Source organism: Aestuariivivens sediminicola (assembly GCF_022662015.1).
Lineage (GTDB): Bacteria > Bacteroidota > Bacteroidia > Flavobacteriales > Flavobacteriaceae > Aestuariivivens > Aestuariivivens sediminicola.
On the sequence record NZ_JAKMCM010000005.1, the window covers coordinates 246,870 to 263,618 of the forward strand.

Below are 16,749 nucleotides of genomic sequence, written 5' to 3' on the forward strand. Positions count from 1 at the left end.
GCTTATAAGGCTTATTTATTATGAATCGAATACTTATACTTTTTAGACGCATGAAGATGGACTTTTATCTGTGCTTGCTGTTTGGTATGCTCAGCTTAAATGCCCAGGAAAAGAAGGATAAAGCTGAGGAGTTGGCCTTAAGAAAGGCCAATAACTATGTTTATGAAGGTAACAAGCTGTTTAATGATGATTTTATAGAGGCCGAAATGGCGTACAGAAAAGCCATTTCCGAACAGCCCTCCTTGGTTGTTGGAAACTATAACTTGGGGAATTCATATTATGAAAAAGGGAACTATGATGAAGCCCTGTTTCGTCAGCAACAGGCCTTAAAACACGCTACCTCTAAATTGGATAAACATCGGGCATATCATAATATTGGAAATATTCTAATGCAAAATAAAAAATGCCAGGAAGCGGTTGAAGCCTTCAAAAATGCCTTAAGGAATGATCCAACAGATGATGAGACCAGATACAATCTTGGCTTAGCCAAAATTTGTGCTGAACAACAGAAAGATCAGCAGGAGGAAAATAAGGACGACGAAAACAAAGACAAGAAGGAAGATAATAAAGACAATCAACAGGAGGATCAACAGGACAAGAAAGATCAGGAAGGCGACAATAAGGAAGATGAGAAAGATAAGGAGGGCGACCAGGACAAAAAGGAGGGGGATGAGCAAAAAGACGAAGAGGGTAAGCCTAAGGATGATAAACAGGAACCGGGTAAGGAAGGCGATAAGGAGAAGCAGGAGCAGCAGCCTAAACCGAAGCCAGGTCAATTGTCGCCTCAACAAGTAAAGAGTTTATTGGAGGCCATGAACAACCAAGAGCAAAAAGTTCAGGATAAAATTAATGCTGAAAAACAAAAGGGCATAAAGGTAAAAACAGATAAGGATTGGTAGAAAAGGATCTATGTTAAAGGAAGGAAATAATGGTGCTTGCCACATTAATTAAGGCACTCTCTCACGTATGCTAAGCCTATATTAATTAATGTCGGGAATCTATTTTGAAGCGAGAAATGAAATTAAATAAACACATATCTATTGTTGTATTACTCTTCTTAACAAGCTTTGCTTTTTCACAGGTGAAGTTTGAAGCCAAGGTGAGCAAGAAAGAACTTGGGGTAAACGAACGCCTGCGTGTCGATTTTGAAATGAACCAGGACGGCGACAATTTTAATCCTCCAAGTTTTGAGGGATTTGTGGTGGTTGGAGGCCCCAACCAATCCGTTAGTAACTCATGGATTAATGGTAAAAGAACCTATAAAAAAACCTATAGTTATTTTTTGGCTCCGAAAAAACGAGGTGCGTTTGTTATAGACCAGGCCTCCATAAATATTGAAGGGGAAACCTATAAAACCATTCCTATAAAAATTACAGTAACCGCTGCGGTCGATAAACCAAAGGACCCGAACGATCCCGATTATATTGTTTCGGAAAACATTCACCTGGTTACGGAAATATCCAAGACAAGTCCCTATCTAAATGAAGCCATAACAGTAATTTACAAACTCTACGTATCACCGAGTATTAGCCTTTATGATATTGACGTATTGGACAACCCCAAGTTTAATGATTTTTGGAACCAGGAAATTAAGTTAAAGGAACTTAAACTTGAGAACGGTTCTTATAACAATGAAGATTATAATTATGTGGTGTATAAAAAGGTTGTTTTGTACCCGCAGAAAACAGGCAAGCTTAATATTGAGCCATTGAGTTTAAATGTTACTGCGGCAGTGCCAACCAATCGGCGTGATATATTTGGGAGCCGAATCATGACCCGCATCAACAGAACCATTTCAAGCAGTAACCGGGCTATAAATGTAAAACCATTACCGGAAACCGGAAAGCCCGTTGACTTTACGGGGGCGGTTGGTAAATTTTCATTCAATGTAACCACATCAAAAACCCAATTAGACGCAACAGAATCCTTACAGGCAAAGGTTGAAGTTGGTGGTAAAGGGAATCTCAAACTATTTAATCTGCCAAAGATATCATTGCCCAGTTCTTTAGAAGTCTATGAACCGGAACATACAGAAAGCGTGAGAACCAATTTAGATGGTATGCAAGGCAGTATTTCGGACACCTATACCATTGTGCCGCAATACAAAGGGAAATATCCAATACCAAGTATTTCGTTTTCTTATTTCGATTTAGAAACAAAAAGTTATAAACGCTTGTCATCCGCTGAGATTGTCATCGATGTCCTGGATGGTCCTGTGAATGCGGCTGATGCCAATGACAATATGGTTTCGGGAGGGGTCAAGCAACGTATAGTTTTGAATAATGATCAGTTTAGGTTCATAAAAACGAAAACTGATTTTTCAGTCATACAAGCGCCACATTTCTTTAAAACAAACCTATTCTGGTCCTTATTGCTACTCCCGTTCCTGGCAATTCCTGTAGCTATGCTCATTCGAAAAAAGAATTTGAACAGAGCAGCTGATGTTCATGGAAATAGAATTAGAAAAGCAGATAAGTTGGCTCGAAAATATTTGAGCAAGGCCAAGAGGGAGTTAGGTAAGAAAGAAGCCTTCTATATCGCTTTAGAGAAAGCATTGCACAATTACTTAAAGGCCAAATTGCATATTGAAACCAGTGAATTCAGCAAGGAACGAATTAAGACCTTATTAAAGGACAAAGGCGTAGAAGATGAGGTTAATTCTAATTTTATAACCATTCTGGAGAGTTGTGAACTGGCAAGATATACCCCAATAACAAGTGTTACTATGAAAGAAGATTACGATAAGGCAGCTCGAACAATTGCGCTAATCGATAAACAGGCACGTTAGGATGAAACGATATTTAAACATAGTAGTGGTTTTGATAGGCTTATATGCTTTCGCTCAGAATGAATCCTTATTCGAAGAGGCCAATGCACTCTACAATGAAGGGCAATACGCAGAGGCCATTGATATTTACAATGAGATCTTAAACTCAGGGAAGCATTCAACGGAACTCTATTTTAACCTGGGGAATGCACATTATAAATTAAATAATATTGCACCCAGCATTTATTTTTATGAGAAAGCATTGCAATTGTCCCCCAATGATGAGGATGTCAAGAACAATCTGGCGTTTGCCCAAAACATGACTATCGACGATATTGATATCATTCCGGAAACAGGCTTAGCCCGGTTTTTGAATGCACTTACGCATTATCTGAGCTTTGACAATTGGGCCAGGATGGCAGTTGCATTTGCGGGATGCTTTGTATTGCTTTTTTTAATCTATTATTTTGCCTACAGTTCATTTAAGAAGCGACTGGCGTTTATTTCAAGTATGGGGTCCCTGATGCTTTGTTGTATCACCTTGGCGCTGGCATTTCACAAATACAACCTGGAGGAAATGGATAGACCCGCTATCATTTTTGCAACGGAAAGCAAAGTAAAAAGCGAACCCAATTCCAGAAGTGAAGAGCTCTTCCGATTGCATGAAGGAACGAAGGTTCAGCTATTGGACACCATTAATAACTGGAAAAAAATTAAGCTTTCTGATGGTAAAACTGGGTGGGTCGTCAATAATGATGTTAAAGCACTCAAATAATGTTGTCCTCAGTCGTTTTGTCCTCCTCTTCCGATGTTATAATTGAAGGCAGTATCATTGGAATAAATGATTTTATAGGTGTATAAAGGCGGGACTCGTTATAGTCGTCCTCATCAATAAAGGACATGGTCAGATTCATTTTTTCAAAGATAATCAAGACAACGCTTAATATTAATGCATACTTGAGTCCTCCAAATACGGCTCCTAGCAGACGATTTACCAAACCTAAAGCCGCGAAATCGGCGAGTTTTGTCAAAGCTTTACCGGCAAGAGCAATAGCCAAAACGATAACGACGAAGGTGATGATAAATGCGGTAATATTTATGGTGTTTTCTTTCCAATCCACTTTTTCAATTAAAAAGGAGGCTGCATAATTGCTAAAATGAATAGCCCCATATACACCGGCAATGAGTGCAACGATCGATGCCACCTCAACAAACAGACCTTTTATAAAACCCCGAACAATTCCAATTAAAAGCAGACTACCTAATATGATGTCTATAACACTCATGCTGTAAATATAGAGATAATTCCTTTTTTAGTGCTTATAGAACAAGAGCTTTCTTAACTTTGAACTTTCAATCAAAACATGTCAAGAGACCAACTTTTAAAAGAGCGCTGGGAATTGGTAGTTAAAAAGCTATCCGATCAATTTGCCGAAGGGGAGCCATTGGACCTCGATGCCATAATTTATTTAATAGGTATCCAGGAGTTAGGACAATTACACAGGACCTTTAAAAAGGAACAGAAAATTGATTTAATGCATATTGCCATTTGTAAACTTTTGGTGCCTTATGGGTATTACGAACTTGACTTTGTTGATGACGAAGGGTGGCCTCATTATAAGGTCATTTCACAATTACCCCAATTAAAAGCAGGAGAACAGGCTGTTTTAATGAAAGAGGCCATAGTTAACTATTTTTTGGAAACCGATTTCATAGAATAGATTTAATCCCTATTCGTCTCTACACTTCGGATAACTTAGTCTATGGTAATCAGGAATACCAATATTTTCCTTAAATTTGCCCTCAGTTTTTGAATACGGAATACGAGAAAACGTATTTGGTATAGCACAAGTAAGATCGTATGATAGAGAAGATAAAAGAACTCATTTCCGACGCCGAATCATTCAAGGCCCAATCTATTGAGGAGGTTGAGGCCTTTAGAATAAAGTACCTTGGAAAGAAAGGGGTGCTTAATTCCTTTTTTGCCGAATTTAAGAATGTGGCTAACGAACAAAAGAAGGAGTTTGGTCAGGCGGTGAACCAGCTCAAAAAAACTGCAGAAGAAAAGGTAATTGCACTTAAGACTGAGTTAGAAAACAAGGAAGAGGTCAAAGGTGTTTATGGCGATCTGACGCGTCCGGGAGAGCCGATAGCCCTGGGAGCGCGGCATCCCATTTCTATTGTGAAAAACCAGATTATTGATATTTTTTCCCGAATTGGTTTTAACGTAAGTGAAGGACCGGAAATCGAAGATGACTGGCATAATTTTACGGCCTTAAACCTGCCGGAATACCATCCGGCTCGTGATATGCAGGATACCTTTTTCATTCAAACCGATCCGGACATATTATTACGCACGCATACCAGTTCGGTACAGGTCCGCTATATGGAAAACCATAAACCCCCTATCCGAACCATTTCACCCGGTAGAGTTTACAGGAATGAGGCCATTTCGGCACGTTCACACTGTTTTTTTCATCAGGTGGAAGGGCTTTATATTGACAAGGATGTTAGTTTTGCCGATCTCAAACAAACACTGCAGCATTTTACTACAGAGATGTTCGGAAAAAGCAAAATTCGACTGCGTCCATCCTATTTCCCATTCACAGAACCTAGTGCTGAAGTAGATGTGTATTGGGGTCTGGAAACCGAAACGGATTATAGAATGACCAAGGGAACAGGCTGGTTGGAAATAATGGGATGCGGTATGGTAGATCCGAATGTGTTGGAGAACTGTAATATCGATTCAAAGGAATATTCAGGTTTTGCCTTTGGAATGGGAATTGATCGTATTGCCTTGTTGTTACATCAGATCAGTGATATCCGACTCTTAAGTGAAAATGACGTACGCTTTTTGGAACAATTCAAAAGTGCGTTATAGTGGGTCCTATGAGCTTAATGTCGGTGCTTCCCTTAAGTAATCTGTCTCCCAAATTTTTCGAGTGGTTTTCTGATCGATATTGGCACCCGAGAGTATGATGAGAACCGAAGTCTTTTTCTTTTGCTTTTTTAACCATTGATACGCCCCGGCCATGGCCAAAGCACTGGTGGGTTCAACACGAATTTTAAGGAGATGAGTCAGCCACTGTGTCCAATACACCATGTCCTCTTCCGTTATTTCATAAAAGTCATCAAGCTGCTTTAAATAATTAAAAGTTATAGGGCCAACGGATAAAGTCATAGCACCATCAGCAAGGGTCTTTGGAGCTTCGGTCAACCGTTGAATAGCATTTTTTCTGAGCGATTCAGCGGCATCATTTCCCAATAAGGGCTCTGCTCCAATCACCTGTGTGGTTGTTGATATCCCTCGAGTAGCGACTAGCGTACCGGACAAAAGCCCACCACCACCACATGGGGCAAACACGGCATCCACAAGCCCTGTGGTGTGCAAGGCCTCCAAGGCTGCAGTACCCTGACCACAAATGACCTGCTCATGATTGTAAGGCGGAATCCAAAAGGTATTCTGTACTTCCGATGCTTGTTTTACCAGAGCATCTGCCTGCTGACGTGTGTCGCACAAAACGACCTCTGCACCATATGCTTTTGTAGCCTGAATTTTAATTTCAGAGGCGTATTCAGGCATGTATATGGTTGAGGAAATATTGAACCGTTTTGCGGCCCATGCCACTGCCTGAGCATGGTTACCTGAACTATTGGCTACAAAATGTTTGGGCTCGTAGTGCTGTTCTAATAGCCAGGCTATCGCATTACTCGCACCACGTGCTTTGAAGGCCCCTATCTTTTGAAAACCTTCAGCCTTAAAGTAAATGGTATGCCCCAACCATGTATTCAATTGTGAAGACTTGAGAACAGGTGTCCTGTTCATCAGGCCATCTATTCGGGACTGCGCGTCTAATATATCCTTCAGTTTTAAGGCGCTATTCATAAATAAGCGTTCAAATCAATACTATAAATATAGCCTTTATAAAAGTGAAATGAATTAATTTTGAAACCTTAATTGGTATACGGTGAAAAAAGATATCCAAATCCCTAAAGTTGAAGGTATATATATTGCAGTTGTCCATGAATATAACGCAATCTATAAGAGTAGGGACTGGAATGTCTATATTATTAACGACACGAATGTGGATTTGGAAATGGTCCTTATTGTGAGCAGTGGGTATTCAGATAAAAAAACGACCTCGGTGTTTAGGAAGCGCATCGATAGCTTACCCAGAAAGAGCTATGCTAAAATTGAATTGATACATGAAGATTTATTCGCCCTGAACAATACCTTTAAGGTGTCGTTTTTTCAGGAGGATAAACTATATGACAAAACCTTTGTCTTTATTAAGAATACAATACATACGGGAGCATTGCGTAACGTACCTTTAATGGATGTTAAGGGGGTCCTTGCGAAATAATTCGGTATAAAGGGTTTTTTTAACTAGGAGGTATCTTTGGTGCTCCAAAGTTAAAGTCAATCCAATTTCTCGGTTAACTTTTTAAATATTTTTTTGGGATTTTTATTCTCGTAAAGAATCGCGTAAACCGCGTTGATTATGGGAAGCTGCGTTTTCTTTAGATTTTTTTCGTTTAACAGCTGTGCGCTTTTCGTAGCGTAATACCCTTCGGCCACCATATTCATTTCCATCATGGCACTTTTTACCGTGTATCCCTTTCCAATCATGTTACCGAACATGCGGTTGCGTGAAAATGTAGAGTATCCGGTGACCAGCAAATCTCCTAGATAGGCCGAGTTATTGATGTTGCGTTTCATTCTGTGCATTTTTTTTATGAACCGCTTCATTTCTCTGATGGAATTACTCATCAGCACGCTTTGAAAATTGTCGCCATAGCCTAAACCGTGAGCAATTCCTGCTGCTATGGCATAAATGTTCTTCAGCATAACGGCATATTCTACACCGATAATGTCATCACTGATTTTGGTTTTTATATAATCACTCGATAGGTTTTTCGCGATAGCCTTTGCCTTGTCTGCATCGGCACAGGAGATGGTTAAATAAGAGAGCCGCTCCAAAGCAACCTCTTCAGCGTGACAGGGTCCGGCTATGACAGCAATATTCTCGAAGGGGATATGGTAGGTCTCATGAAAGTGTTCGCCCACCAAGAGTCCGGTTTCCGGGACAATGCCTTTAACAGCAGAAACGACTATTTTTTTGGAGATATCGACATTGAGCTTTTTCAGCTCACTGAAAATGAATGCTGAGGGAATGACAAAAATCAAGACATCGGCATAAGTAGCTGTCTCATTGATGTCGTTACTCAATTTTAATTGCTCCAAATGAAATTCAACCGAACTTAAATAATTCGGGTTGTGCTGTTCTTTTAAAAGATGCTCCTTCGTGTACACACTGCGCATGTACCAACCCACTTCATCTAAATTTTCGCATAGCATTTTTACAATGGCCGTGGCCCAGCTGCCCGCTCCAAAAACTGCATATTTTAAAGGACTTAGCATAAAAGTATTGTCGTTCATATTTTCAAAAATAAGTAAAATATTAATGCTGCAGGAGGTATCATTTTATAGTTGAATTCATTTTTGGCACGCGTTTTGGATTCCCTTATTCAGAAACCCAAAAACGTACTTGATTATGAAGACAATAAAATTACTTTTAGGCTTTTCGTTACTAGCGACTTTGTTCACATCCTGTTATACAGAGGTCGTCGTTGAAGACGATCCCGGAATATCAATACATCAATTATTAACGTCTCATGAACTGTGGTATGTCGATATCAATAGTACGGTGGGTTATGGAGAAACACCATTTCTGCAAAAGGCATTCACCATCTCTTTTAGAAACGGTGTGGTATATGCGAACAACAATATTGTAGGAATCGGTGATACCGGTAATGGCTTCGGTATCGATATAGGCGAATATGAGGCCTATGATATGATTTTAGATGTCTATCATGATATTGATGGGTTTGAAACCTTTGATGTTTATCAGATCGATGGGAATACCATAGAGCTTTATAATCCTTATAATGACACCTCCTATTTTTTAGATGGGTATCAGCGTGGTAATTTTGATTACGATTTTGTATTCTACGATAACATTCATTATTTCCTTCAGGAATACGAAGCCTGGGAAAAGACCTATACCAGTGATTTTGGTGCCATAAATGAATTTGATAATGAAAACTACCTACAGTTTTTGGCTGGGGGTAATGACTCTACATTTCAAAGTTCTCAAGACGAATTGGGTATGAATCCGGCTAACCTGATTTGGGATTATACGGGGATCTATGGCGTTGGAGATGTCAACGGGAATATGTACTTAAAAACCTTAACATTAGATTATGATTATTTTGACAATGAATATTTCGAGTTGAGTGTTATTAATGATGGAAAGATCGAGTTGTTTCATCCGTCCTCCGAAACCATATACGAATTTGAAGGTCGAGGGTATATTCAGTATTTGAAAACATCGAAGTCAAAAGGGGATGGTGCTGCCGGAACCACGGACAAAATGCGTAAACATAGAAAAGATAAAGTGCCAAACCCAAGAGAAAACACAAGGGCATAACATCATGCAAAGGACATCAATACGCGATTTCTAATCCGTAAAAAGGGATGATACAGAAGAGTAGCATGAGATGTCCTCAAGCTGAACAGACTTAATTTTAGTTGGTTATTTAGTTGTAAAAAGCCGTTTAAAACAGCTTGTTTTAAGCGGTTTTTTTATTTGTAGAAATTCATTTCATCCAAATACGCCCAGACCGGTTCGGGCAGCATGGGCCTTACATTTTTCCCTTCTTTTATGGATTTACGGATAGCAGTTGATGAAATTTCCATAACAGGTGCATCTATAAAATGCACTTTTTTGTGTTTGTGGAATGGCGTTTCAATAGGACCTTTCGATATTCTGGGATAAACGTATACATGATGGTGTTCGAGAATACCTTCAAAGTTTTTCCATTTATGGAAACTTTTTAAATTATCCTCACCCATAATCAAGGCAAAGTTATGATTCGGATATTTTTCCTGTAAATACACCAGGGTGTTAATCGTGTAGTTGGGTTGTGGTAAATGAAATTCGATATCGCTGGGTCTTAATTTGGTATAGGCTTCTGTGGCGCGATAGACCATTTCCAGACGCTGGTAATTGTCCAACAGGCTGCTTTTCTTCTTAAAGGGGCTATGAGGGGTCACTACGAACCATACCTGGTCCAAATCGCTGTGTTCTGCCAAATGGTTGGCAATGATTAAATGTCCCACATGTATGGGGTTATAAGAACCAAAAAATAAGCCAACCTTCATTCAAGAGGGGATTAAGAATTCACAAAGCGGTCCACTACGGTTTCCGCTTGCTTAAGGGCTGTTTCTAAATGATCGTTTTTTATAACCACATCAAATAGAGGAGCGGTCGCCAACTCTGCCGATGCTTTAGCCACGCGCATATTTATTTTATCTTCACTTTCTGTTTTGCGTTTTTTCAATCGTATCTTAAGTTCGTCAATACTGGGTGGTTTTACAAAAACGGCAAGCGTCTGCTCAGGGAATTTACGTTTTATGCGCAATCCTCCGGACACGTCGATATCGAAAATAACGTGTTTGCCATGAGCCCATATGCGCTCAACCTCACTTTTTAAGGTTCCATAAAAATTATCGCGATACACCTCTTCCCATTCAAGAAAGGCCTCATTCTTTATATTGGTTTTAAAGTCCTTTGCAGACATGAAATAGTAATCCTTACCATCAATTTCATTACCGCGTTGTGCTCTCGAGGTTGCCGAAATGGAAAATTCGAGATTCAAACGGGGAAGGCCTAAAAGATGTTTTACTATAGTTGTTTTTCCCGAGCCCGATGGCGCTGAAAACACGATGAGTTTACCTGTTTTAGAGTTGTTCTTCGTCACTGTTTTAAACGATTTTTGGGTTTAAGGCTGTAAGCTTATAGGACATTAAGGAGCTGCTCTTTTATTTTTTCAAGTTCGTCTTTCATTTGTACGACGAGCTGCTGCATTGGGGCAAAATTACTCTTGGATCCAATGGTGTTGATTTCCCTACCCATTTCCTGACTTATAAATCCTAATTTCTTACCGTTGGAATCTTTAGAACCGAGACATTCCAGGAAGTAGCTGAGGTGATTTTTCAACCGTACCTTTTCTTCAGTGATATCCAGTTTTTCAATGTAATAGATGAGTTCCTGTTCAAATCGATTTTCGTCAAACTTTTCCTTTAACTCCTCAACACCTTTCACTAGACGCTCGCGAATCCCTTCAACACGTTCGGGATCCATTTCGACCACCTTATCAAGTAGGATTTCAATATTCGCAACCCGTTTTCTAAAGTCAGTTTCCAGGACCTTGCCTTCATCCAAACGGTGATCCGTTAAAGCGGCTATCGCTTGATTAATATTGGTTTGAATTAGCTGCCATTCCGAATCATCAATTTCTTCACGAACGGTATTTAAAGCGTCAGGAAAGCGAACGGCCATTTTCAGAAGTTCGGTCTCTTCGGCATTAACCACCTGCTTCAACTGCTGCATGTATTGTTCGACAACGGGAACGTTTATTTGAGTAGAGGTGTCCTCTGCCGTAGTTTCAACATAAATGGAAAAATCTATTTTACCACGCATCAAAGTATTGGCGAGCAATTTCCGGATAGCCAACTCTTTTTCCCTGTATATGGAAGGCATTCTGGAGTTGATATCCAGGTTTTTACTGTTCAGCGATTTCAGCTCAATGGTTAATTTTTTGGTGGGCAATTGCAATACAGATTTTCCGTAACCAGTCATGGAATGTATCATAAACCGTGAATTTAAGTTATGCAAAGGTAATTAAAACTCAAGAGTAACGGGCATTCCAATCCTGTTGTTAAAATTTTTAATCCCATAAGCTAATTATAATTACATTTATCAAACGAAAAGGGGCATTCAAAAGCATGGGATGACCTGTTTGAAATCAATTGTAAACTAGTGTAACAAAATGCAGACACCTTATATCAGACTACTCTTTCTGCTATGGCTTCAGCCTGTTTTTTTAATTGCGCAAGGCCATGAGAACGCCACAGCTGTGGTTCGCGTGCTCACCTATAACATTTATCACGGTGAAACCGTCGGCGCTGCCAAACCCTTTGATCTGGATCTACTGGCAAAGGTCATAAGTGACACACAACCGGATCTGGTCGCCTTACAGGAGGTTGATTTTAAAACAAATCGATCGCGGAATTACGATTTGGTTACCGAATTGGGCTTACGGACTAAAATGGCGCCCCTATTCGGAAAGGCAATGGATTTTGATGGCGGAGCCTACGGCGAGGGCCTCTTGTCGAAGTATACCTTCCTCAGAACCGAAAACCATAGTTTGCCGGCACGCCCGGGGAAGGAACCAAGGGCAGCTCTGGAGGCTCAAATGGTCTTGAAAAGTGGTGATACGATACGATTTGTAGGGACCCACCTCGACCATACCGAAGACGAGACGGACCGATGGCTTCAGGCCTCGGAATTAAATGCGCTGTTTGCCGGGTCGGACCTACCCACCATATTAGCGGGCGATTTAAACGCAAAGCCGGACAGCAGGACCATGCAATCTTTATTTGAACTCTGGTCCTCCGCCTTTACCGATCATGTGCCAACCTATCCGGCCTCGGATCCCGAGATAACGATCGATTATATTTTATTCAGACCTGCTCACAGATGGCGGGTATTGGAATCGAAAGTCATTGATGAGCCTCTGGCATCGGATCACAGGCCTGTTTTAAGTGTTTTGGAATTGAGATGAAGACAATAAGTTTTTAAGTTTTATGGTCACTTTTTGTAATGTTAAACCTTATTAAAGAATATGAGTAAACAGGTCATTATTATTGGGGGAGGAATTATGGGCTTATGCTCAGCCTATTATCTCAAAAAGGAGGGCTGTGAGGTCACGGTCATAGACCAATCGAATATGGATGGCGGGGCCTCCTATGTAAATGCGGGCTATATTTCACCCAGTCATTTTATTTCCTTGGCCTCTCCACAGATCATTTCAAAGGGGATAAAATTCATGTTCAACCCCTCCAGTCCGTTGTATATAAAGCCCAGATGGGATCCGGAATTTTTAAAGTGGTGCCTTGCCTTCAAAAGGTCGGCCAACAAAGCCAAGGTTGAGCGATCCATCGCCGTTATTAAGGATATTAATTTATTGGGCAGGGCCTTGTACGAGGAGTTAAAGGCCTCACAGCAGTTTGATTTTCATTATGAACGGAAGGGATTGCTGATGTGTTACAAATCCGATAAGGCGGGTGAAGCGGAATGGAAGGTTGGTCAGCGGGGTATCCAGGAAGGCCTTGGTGTAAGGCATTTGAATCGCGAGGAGGTGCTGGCCATGGAACCACATGCTCAGTTGGATGTGAAGGGTGCTGTGTATTATGATTGCGATGCCCACATGACCCCCAATAACTTTATGAGCGAGATGAAGTCCTATTTGGAATCGATAGGGGTCCTTTTCTATAAAAATGAAAGGGTTATCGATATCCATGTGAGCCATGGGACCATTCATGAAGTGCTGACAGAAAAGCAATCGTTTTCTGCGGATGAAGTGGTGATGGCTGCCGGAAGCTGGAGCCCATCAATTATGAAAAAGTTGGGCCTTAAGCTTCCCGTTCAGGCAGGTAAGGGGTATCGTATTGACGTTCATGAACCCACGGGGATTCAATATCCGGCTATTTTAAGTGAGGCCAAGGTGGCCATTACACCAATGGATGGGTTTACGCGTTTTGCCGGCACTATGGAGTTAAGTGGTATCAACCACAGCATTCATCCAGAACGGGTGGAGGCCATAGCCAATGCCGTGGAAAGCTATTATCAGAAGGTTAGGATAGGACCTGAAAATAAGAGCGCAGCACAATGCGGTCTGCGGCCCATAACACCTGATGGACTCCCATTTATTGGTAAATCTGCCCGATGCAAGAACCTCACAATTGCCACTGGCCACGCCATGATGGGCTGGAGTTTGGGGCCTGCCACTGGTAAGTTGGTCTCAGAGATCATAACACATCAGAACACCACATTAGCTTTGGAACCTTTCAGTCCTGACAGAAGGTTTTAATAACACGTGTAACAGGATAATTGCCCTAACGTTTTACACTCTTATCATCCTTCCTAATAATAGATGGAATAAGGTTCGAGTTGTGCACTTAAGTCGTTCACAATGTATTGATACTCCGGGTGATTGGCTAAATTCGTTATTTCCTCTGGGTCGTTTTCATGGTCATATAGTTCCCTTCCGGCTTCCCCACCCATCCATTCGGTATATCGCCAGCGGCCTGTACGTATGGAGTACCCTTGCCTATCAGGATAAAACACCTGTGAAACAGCAGGTTTATCCCAGGTGTATGAGGTGTTTTTTAAAAATGGAATCAAACTGCTGCCCTCTAGTTCTTTATTTATGGTGTTACCCGAACCTTGAACTAAAGTAGGGAATAGATCTATTAATTCTACCGGATCTTTTATCACCTTATTTTTTTGATCCACACCATAGCCTGATATTATTAAGGGCACTTTAACCGAGCGTTCAAAGTTTTTAGCCTTATACCATAAGCCTTTTTCACCTAAAAAATAACCATGATCGGACCAAAATACAATAATCGTGTTTTCAAGAAGGTTATTGTTTTCAAGAGCCGCTATTAACTTTCCTACCTGGGCATCGATAAAGGACACGGAAGCGTAATACGCTTGTTTGCATCTTCTGGCCTCGTCCATGGTTATTCCATCAAAATAGTAAGGCCAGCGGAGTCTACCATGACGTGTCATGGCCATAGCAGGTACATCTTCCAAATCCTCTTTCGCTTCATCAAGAGAAGGCATGGCAATATCCTCGAGAGGGTAGAGATCAAAGTATTTTTTGGGTGCGACATAGGGGCAATGCGGGTTAAAAAATCCTGCGGCTATGAAAAACGGTTGATCTTTGTTGCGCTCAATCATTTCAACTGCTCTGTCGGCCACCATACCATCAGTGTGTTCACTGTCTTCACTCACGGGATCCCAATAGGCCATGGAAATACCTAAACCTCCCTTTCTGCCCGTTGTTCCTCCGGGGAATCTGATAATGCGGTCCTCGTGTATTTTATCGATGCCTTTCGGATTGAAACGCTCATGCCAACTCAGTGTGTCGTCATGTCCGTCCGTACCTATGGCACTCGGATTGTTGTAATGATAGATTTTCCCAACGCGCCCAACGTAATACCCTTTTTTTTGAAAGAACTGTCCCATTGTTTCTACGTCAGGCTTTAATTTTCGAATACTATCTCTATTCCCAAGAAATTTGGTGGTGTTTGGACGTAATCCCGTCATTATACTGGCCCTGCTTGGACCACACAGGGGAAATTGGCAGTAGGCATTGTCAAACCGAACACCCATTTGGGCAAGCTTATCGATGTTGGGTGTAATCACCTGACTGTTGCCATAGCATCCAAGATCGGTGTTTAGGTCATCTGTAGCAATAAATAGAATGTTTGGTACTACCGGCTCTTGGGCACATGAGAAAAAAAGGACCGCCATTACTATTCCAATAGGAAATACATAATGTCCTTGCAAATTAATACAGAATGCTTTCATATAAAATTGCTGTGCGTATTTAGTTGTTTTCCTCATGTTCCCAATCATCCGTTCTAAAAGACGAGGCGGGGAGTCCTTCTATATTAAAAAGTGTGGCCTCGGGGCAACTTTCAAAGGCGTAACGCACAGCAACCGGATTGGGGACCATTTCAGAAGATACGGTAACTGCACCGGTTCTGTTTACAATGGCCGTAGCCGGATAAAATATGCGATCTTCACCAGCAATTGTAAAACCGGCCAATGCTTTATCAAAACTGATTAAGCCATTGTCGCTGTAACTAAAAAACAAATTGATTTTGCCGTCATCCGTTTTTTCCATCTTTTCATATACCGGTCCTGAATACGCAATTCCGTCCATACCATAGTCTTTTGCCAAGGCCCAATACGCCAGGCGTTCACCCACCACGCGCTTTTCAGGAGGATGAATATATTGACAATCACCGATATCGAGTGTTACGGCCATACCGACATGTTTAACGGCGTTCATGGCTTTTAACTGGGCTTCCCTGATATAGGCCGCATTTTTACCCCGGTAACCGAAAGGTGCTATCTGCACGTAGTAAAATGGTAAATTTTCCTGACCCCATTGGGTTCGCCATTGTCGAATCATAGCAGGGAACAGGTCTAAATAGTCGTCGCTGTTCATTCTGTTCGATTCCCCCTGGTACCATAAAAAGCCTTTGTTGGTGTAATCCTGAATGGGATGTATCATCCCATTGTACAATAAGGTATGGGCACGTTGCGGACTGTCCGGAATGGCTTCCGCAAGGTCTACGGTCTTATACTGGGAAAGTGTTTCTTTGTCCATCCAGGTCTCAATGCTGGAACCACCCCAGGATACCCCAATCAGTCCGATAGGGATATCCAAGACATCATTTAGTTTTCTACCGAAAAAATAAGCCACGGCACTAAATTCCTTGGAGGTTAAAGGATGCGATTTTAACCATGCCCCGCTGACAGTGTCCACAGGGACCAAACTGGGGTTTCGTTTGACTGTAAATAACCTGATCTTGTTATTGGTTGAGTTTAAAATGGCTTCGTTGCTTCCGGTAACGGGCTGACTCCGAAAACCCTTTAAGGGCATTTCCATATTCGATTGTCCTGAACATATCCAGACGTCGCCCATAAGAATATCATTAAAAACAACTTCACTGCTCCCCTGGACGGTTAGGGTATATGGGCCGCCGGCTTCGGTTGTTTTTAATTTTACCTTCCATTTGCCGTTTGCGTCTGCCGTGGTTGTTGCACTTTCGTTCCAGCTTCCCACAACAGTAATCGCAGTGTTTGGATGGTCGGTTCCCCAAATGGAAACCATCTCTTTTTGTTGCAGGACCATATGGTCATTAAAAAGTGGGGGCAGTTCCAGTTGCGCAAAGAGGGCGGTATGAAACAGTACTACAAGTGTTAGAGTTCTAAGGGTCATCATGTTAAAAATAATTTATGTGTGTGGGATTAAAGGTAATGAAAAGGGTATAT

The 16,749-nt window shown here is 41.3% G+C and carries 17 protein-coding genes; 9 read left to right on the top strand and 8 right to left on the bottom strand.

Translation table 11 applies throughout. The features are described from left to right. Window positions 1-20 precede the first annotated feature (20 nt). The 3 genes from MR041_RS12605 to MR041_RS12615 all read left to right on the top strand — a co-directional run bounded on the left by MR041_RS12605 (window position 21) and on the right by MR041_RS12615 (window position 3,542). Entirely contained in the window at window positions 21-899 is an 879-nt protein-coding gene (locus MR041_RS12605) for a tetratricopeptide repeat protein (RefSeq protein WP_242094459.1), read from the top strand. Between the two features lie 116 nt (window positions 900-1,015). Continuing rightward, on the top strand, window positions 1,016-2,788 hold the full coding sequence (locus tag MR041_RS12610) for a BatD family protein (protein ID WP_242094461.1): 1,773 nt from the start codon (window positions 1,016-1,018) through the stop codon (window positions 2,786-2,788). A 1-nt stretch (window position 2,789) separates the two neighbouring features. Further along, window positions 2,790-3,542, top strand: a complete 753-nt coding sequence (locus tag MR041_RS12615) for an SH3 domain-containing protein (protein WP_242094463.1) — start codon at window positions 2,790-2,792, stop codon at window positions 3,540-3,542. Here the strand turns inward: MR041_RS12615 and MR041_RS12620 are convergent. Further along, on the bottom strand, window positions 3,535-4,053 hold the full coding sequence (locus tag MR041_RS12620; protein ID WP_242094465.1) for a CvpA family protein: 519 nt from the start codon (window positions 4,051-4,053) through the stop codon (window positions 3,535-3,537). The two genes, MR041_RS12615 and MR041_RS12620, sit on opposite strands and share 8 nt — an antisense overlap. Before the next feature lie 78 nt (window positions 4,054-4,131). Here MR041_RS12620 and MR041_RS12625 point away from each other — a divergent pair, with 78 nt between their 5' ends. After that, window positions 4,132-4,488, top strand: a complete 357-nt coding sequence (locus tag MR041_RS12625; protein WP_242094467.1) for a hypothetical protein — start codon at window positions 4,132-4,134, stop codon at window positions 4,486-4,488. A 140-nt stretch (window positions 4,489-4,628) separates the two neighbouring features. Next, on the top strand, window positions 4,629-5,648 hold the full coding sequence (pheS, locus tag MR041_RS12630) for a phenylalanine--tRNA ligase subunit alpha (RefSeq protein ID WP_242094469.1): 1,020 nt from the start codon (window positions 4,629-4,631) through the stop codon (window positions 5,646-5,648). 6 nt (window positions 5,649-5,654) lie between these two features. Here the strand turns inward: pheS and MR041_RS12635 are convergent, their stop codons facing one another. Next, window positions 5,655-6,653 (bottom strand): serine/threonine dehydratase, encoded by a 999-nt coding sequence (locus MR041_RS12635; protein WP_242094471.1) that lies wholly within the window; start codon window positions 6,651-6,653, stop codon window positions 5,655-5,657. A gap of 82 nt (window positions 6,654-6,735) precedes the next feature. Between MR041_RS12635 and MR041_RS12640 the strand changes: the two genes are divergently transcribed. Then, window positions 6,736-7,131 (top strand): hypothetical protein, encoded by a 396-nt coding sequence (locus tag MR041_RS12640; protein WP_242094473.1) that lies wholly within the window; start codon window positions 6,736-6,738, stop codon window positions 7,129-7,131. A 56-nt stretch (window positions 7,132-7,187) separates the two neighbouring features. On the opposite strand, the gene MR041_RS12645 is transcribed toward MR041_RS12640, so the two are convergent. After that, window positions 7,188-8,189 carry an NAD(P)H-dependent glycerol-3-phosphate dehydrogenase gene (locus MR041_RS12645; RefSeq protein ID WP_242094579.1) on the bottom strand — a complete coding sequence of 334 codons (1,002 nt, stop codon included), beginning with the start codon at window positions 8,187-8,189 and terminating at the stop codon, window positions 7,188-7,190. Window positions 8,190-8,322: 133 nt separating this feature from the next. Between MR041_RS12645 and MR041_RS12650 the strand changes: the two genes are divergently transcribed. Further along, window positions 8,323-9,258, top strand: coding sequence for a nicotinic acid mononucleotide adenyltransferase (locus MR041_RS12650; protein WP_242094475.1), 936 nt, complete (start codon window positions 8,323-8,325; stop codon window positions 9,256-9,258). A gap of 155 nt (window positions 9,259-9,413) precedes the next feature. Here the strand turns inward: MR041_RS12650 and nadD are convergent, their stop codons facing one another. From nadD to MR041_RS12665, 3 genes are read right to left on the bottom strand one after another with little or no spacing between them, the layout of a single operon-like run. Beyond that, window positions 9,414-9,992, bottom strand: a complete 579-nt coding sequence (gene nadD / locus MR041_RS12655) for a nicotinate (nicotinamide) nucleotide adenylyltransferase (RefSeq protein ID WP_242094477.1) — start codon at window positions 9,990-9,992, stop codon at window positions 9,414-9,416. Window positions 9,993-10,003: 11 nt separating this feature from the next. Continuing rightward, window positions 10,004-10,591: a guanylate kinase gene (gene gmk / locus MR041_RS12660; RefSeq protein WP_242094479.1), complete on the bottom strand. Its 588-nt coding sequence runs from the start codon at window positions 10,589-10,591 to the stop codon at window positions 10,004-10,006. Window positions 10,592-10,626: 35 nt separating this feature from the next. Next, window positions 10,627-11,484 (bottom strand): YicC/YloC family endoribonuclease, encoded by an 858-nt coding sequence (locus tag MR041_RS12665; RefSeq protein ID WP_242094481.1) that lies wholly within the window; start codon window positions 11,482-11,484, stop codon window positions 10,627-10,629. A 178-nt stretch (window positions 11,485-11,662) separates the two neighbouring features. Here MR041_RS12665 and MR041_RS12670 point away from each other — a divergent pair, with 178 nt between their 5' ends. Both MR041_RS12670 and MR041_RS12675 read left to right on the top strand, forming a co-directional pair. After that, window positions 11,663-12,457: an endonuclease/exonuclease/phosphatase family protein gene (locus MR041_RS12670; protein WP_242094483.1), complete on the top strand. Its 795-nt coding sequence runs from the start codon at window positions 11,663-11,665 to the stop codon at window positions 12,455-12,457. 60 nt (window positions 12,458-12,517) lie between these two features. Continuing rightward, window positions 12,518-13,765, top strand: coding sequence for an NAD(P)/FAD-dependent oxidoreductase (locus MR041_RS12675; RefSeq protein WP_242094485.1), 1,248 nt, complete (start codon window positions 12,518-12,520; stop codon window positions 13,763-13,765). A gap of 53 nt (window positions 13,766-13,818) precedes the next feature. Here MR041_RS12675 and MR041_RS12680 read toward each other — a convergent pair whose 3' ends face one another. Beyond that, the gene (locus tag MR041_RS12680) at window positions 13,819-15,273 is read right to left on the bottom strand and encodes a sulfatase (RefSeq protein WP_242094487.1); all 1,455 of its coding nucleotides are present in this window, start codon (window positions 15,271-15,273) and stop codon (window positions 13,819-13,821) included. Window positions 15,274-15,292: 19 nt separating this feature from the next. Then, complete coding sequence (locus MR041_RS12685; protein ID WP_242094489.1) at window positions 15,293-16,699, bottom strand: sialate O-acetylesterase; 1,407 nt, start codon at window positions 16,697-16,699, stop codon at window positions 15,293-15,295. Between the last annotated feature and the right edge of the window lie 50 nt (window positions 16,700-16,749).

Bases quoted from the DNA above. Each gene is read 5' to 3' on its own strand.
- MR041_RS12610 (WP_242094461.1), top strand. From the start codon at position 1,016: ATGAAATTAAATAAACACATATCTATTGTTGTATTACTCTTCTTAACA.
- MR041_RS12635 (WP_242094471.1), bottom strand. From the start codon at position 6,653: ATGAATAGCGCCTTAAAACTGAAGGATATATTAGACGCGCAGTCCCGA.
- MR041_RS12650 (WP_242094475.1), top strand. From the start codon at position 8,323: ATGAAGACAATAAAATTACTTTTAGGCTTTTCGTTACTAGCGACTTTG.
- MR041_RS12620 (WP_242094465.1), bottom strand. From the start codon at position 4,053: ATGAGTGTTATAGACATCATATTAGGTAGTCTGCTTTTAATTGGAATT.
- MR041_RS12605 (WP_242094459.1), top strand. From the start codon at position 21: ATGAATCGAATACTTATACTTTTTAGACGCATGAAGATGGACTTTTAT.
- pheS (WP_242094469.1), top strand. From the start codon at position 4,629: ATGATAGAGAAGATAAAAGAACTCATTTCCGACGCCGAATCATTCAAG.
- MR041_RS12675 (WP_242094485.1), top strand. From the start codon at position 12,518: ATGAGTAAACAGGTCATTATTATTGGGGGAGGAATTATGGGCTTATGC.
- MR041_RS12615 (WP_242094463.1), top strand. From the start codon at position 2,790: ATGAAACGATATTTAAACATAGTAGTGGTTTTGATAGGCTTATATGCT.
- MR041_RS12670 (WP_242094483.1), top strand. From the start codon at position 11,663: ATGCAGACACCTTATATCAGACTACTCTTTCTGCTATGGCTTCAGCCT.
- MR041_RS12625 (WP_242094467.1), top strand. From the start codon at position 4,132: ATGTCAAGAGACCAACTTTTAAAAGAGCGCTGGGAATTGGTAGTTAAA.
- nadD (WP_242094477.1), bottom strand. From the start codon at position 9,992: ATGAAGGTTGGCTTATTTTTTGGTTCTTATAACCCCATACATGTGGGA.
- MR041_RS12665 (WP_242094481.1), bottom strand. From the start codon at position 11,484: ATGATACATTCCATGACTGGTTACGGAAAATCTGTATTGCAATTGCCC.
- MR041_RS12685 (WP_242094489.1), bottom strand. From the start codon at position 16,699: ATGATGACCCTTAGAACTCTAACACTTGTAGTACTGTTTCATACCGCC.
- MR041_RS12680 (WP_242094487.1), bottom strand. From the start codon at position 15,273: ATGAAAGCATTCTGTATTAATTTGCAAGGACATTATGTATTTCCTATT.
- MR041_RS12645 (WP_242094579.1), bottom strand. From the start codon at position 8,189: ATGCTAAGTCCTTTAAAATATGCAGTTTTTGGAGCGGGCAGCTGGGCC.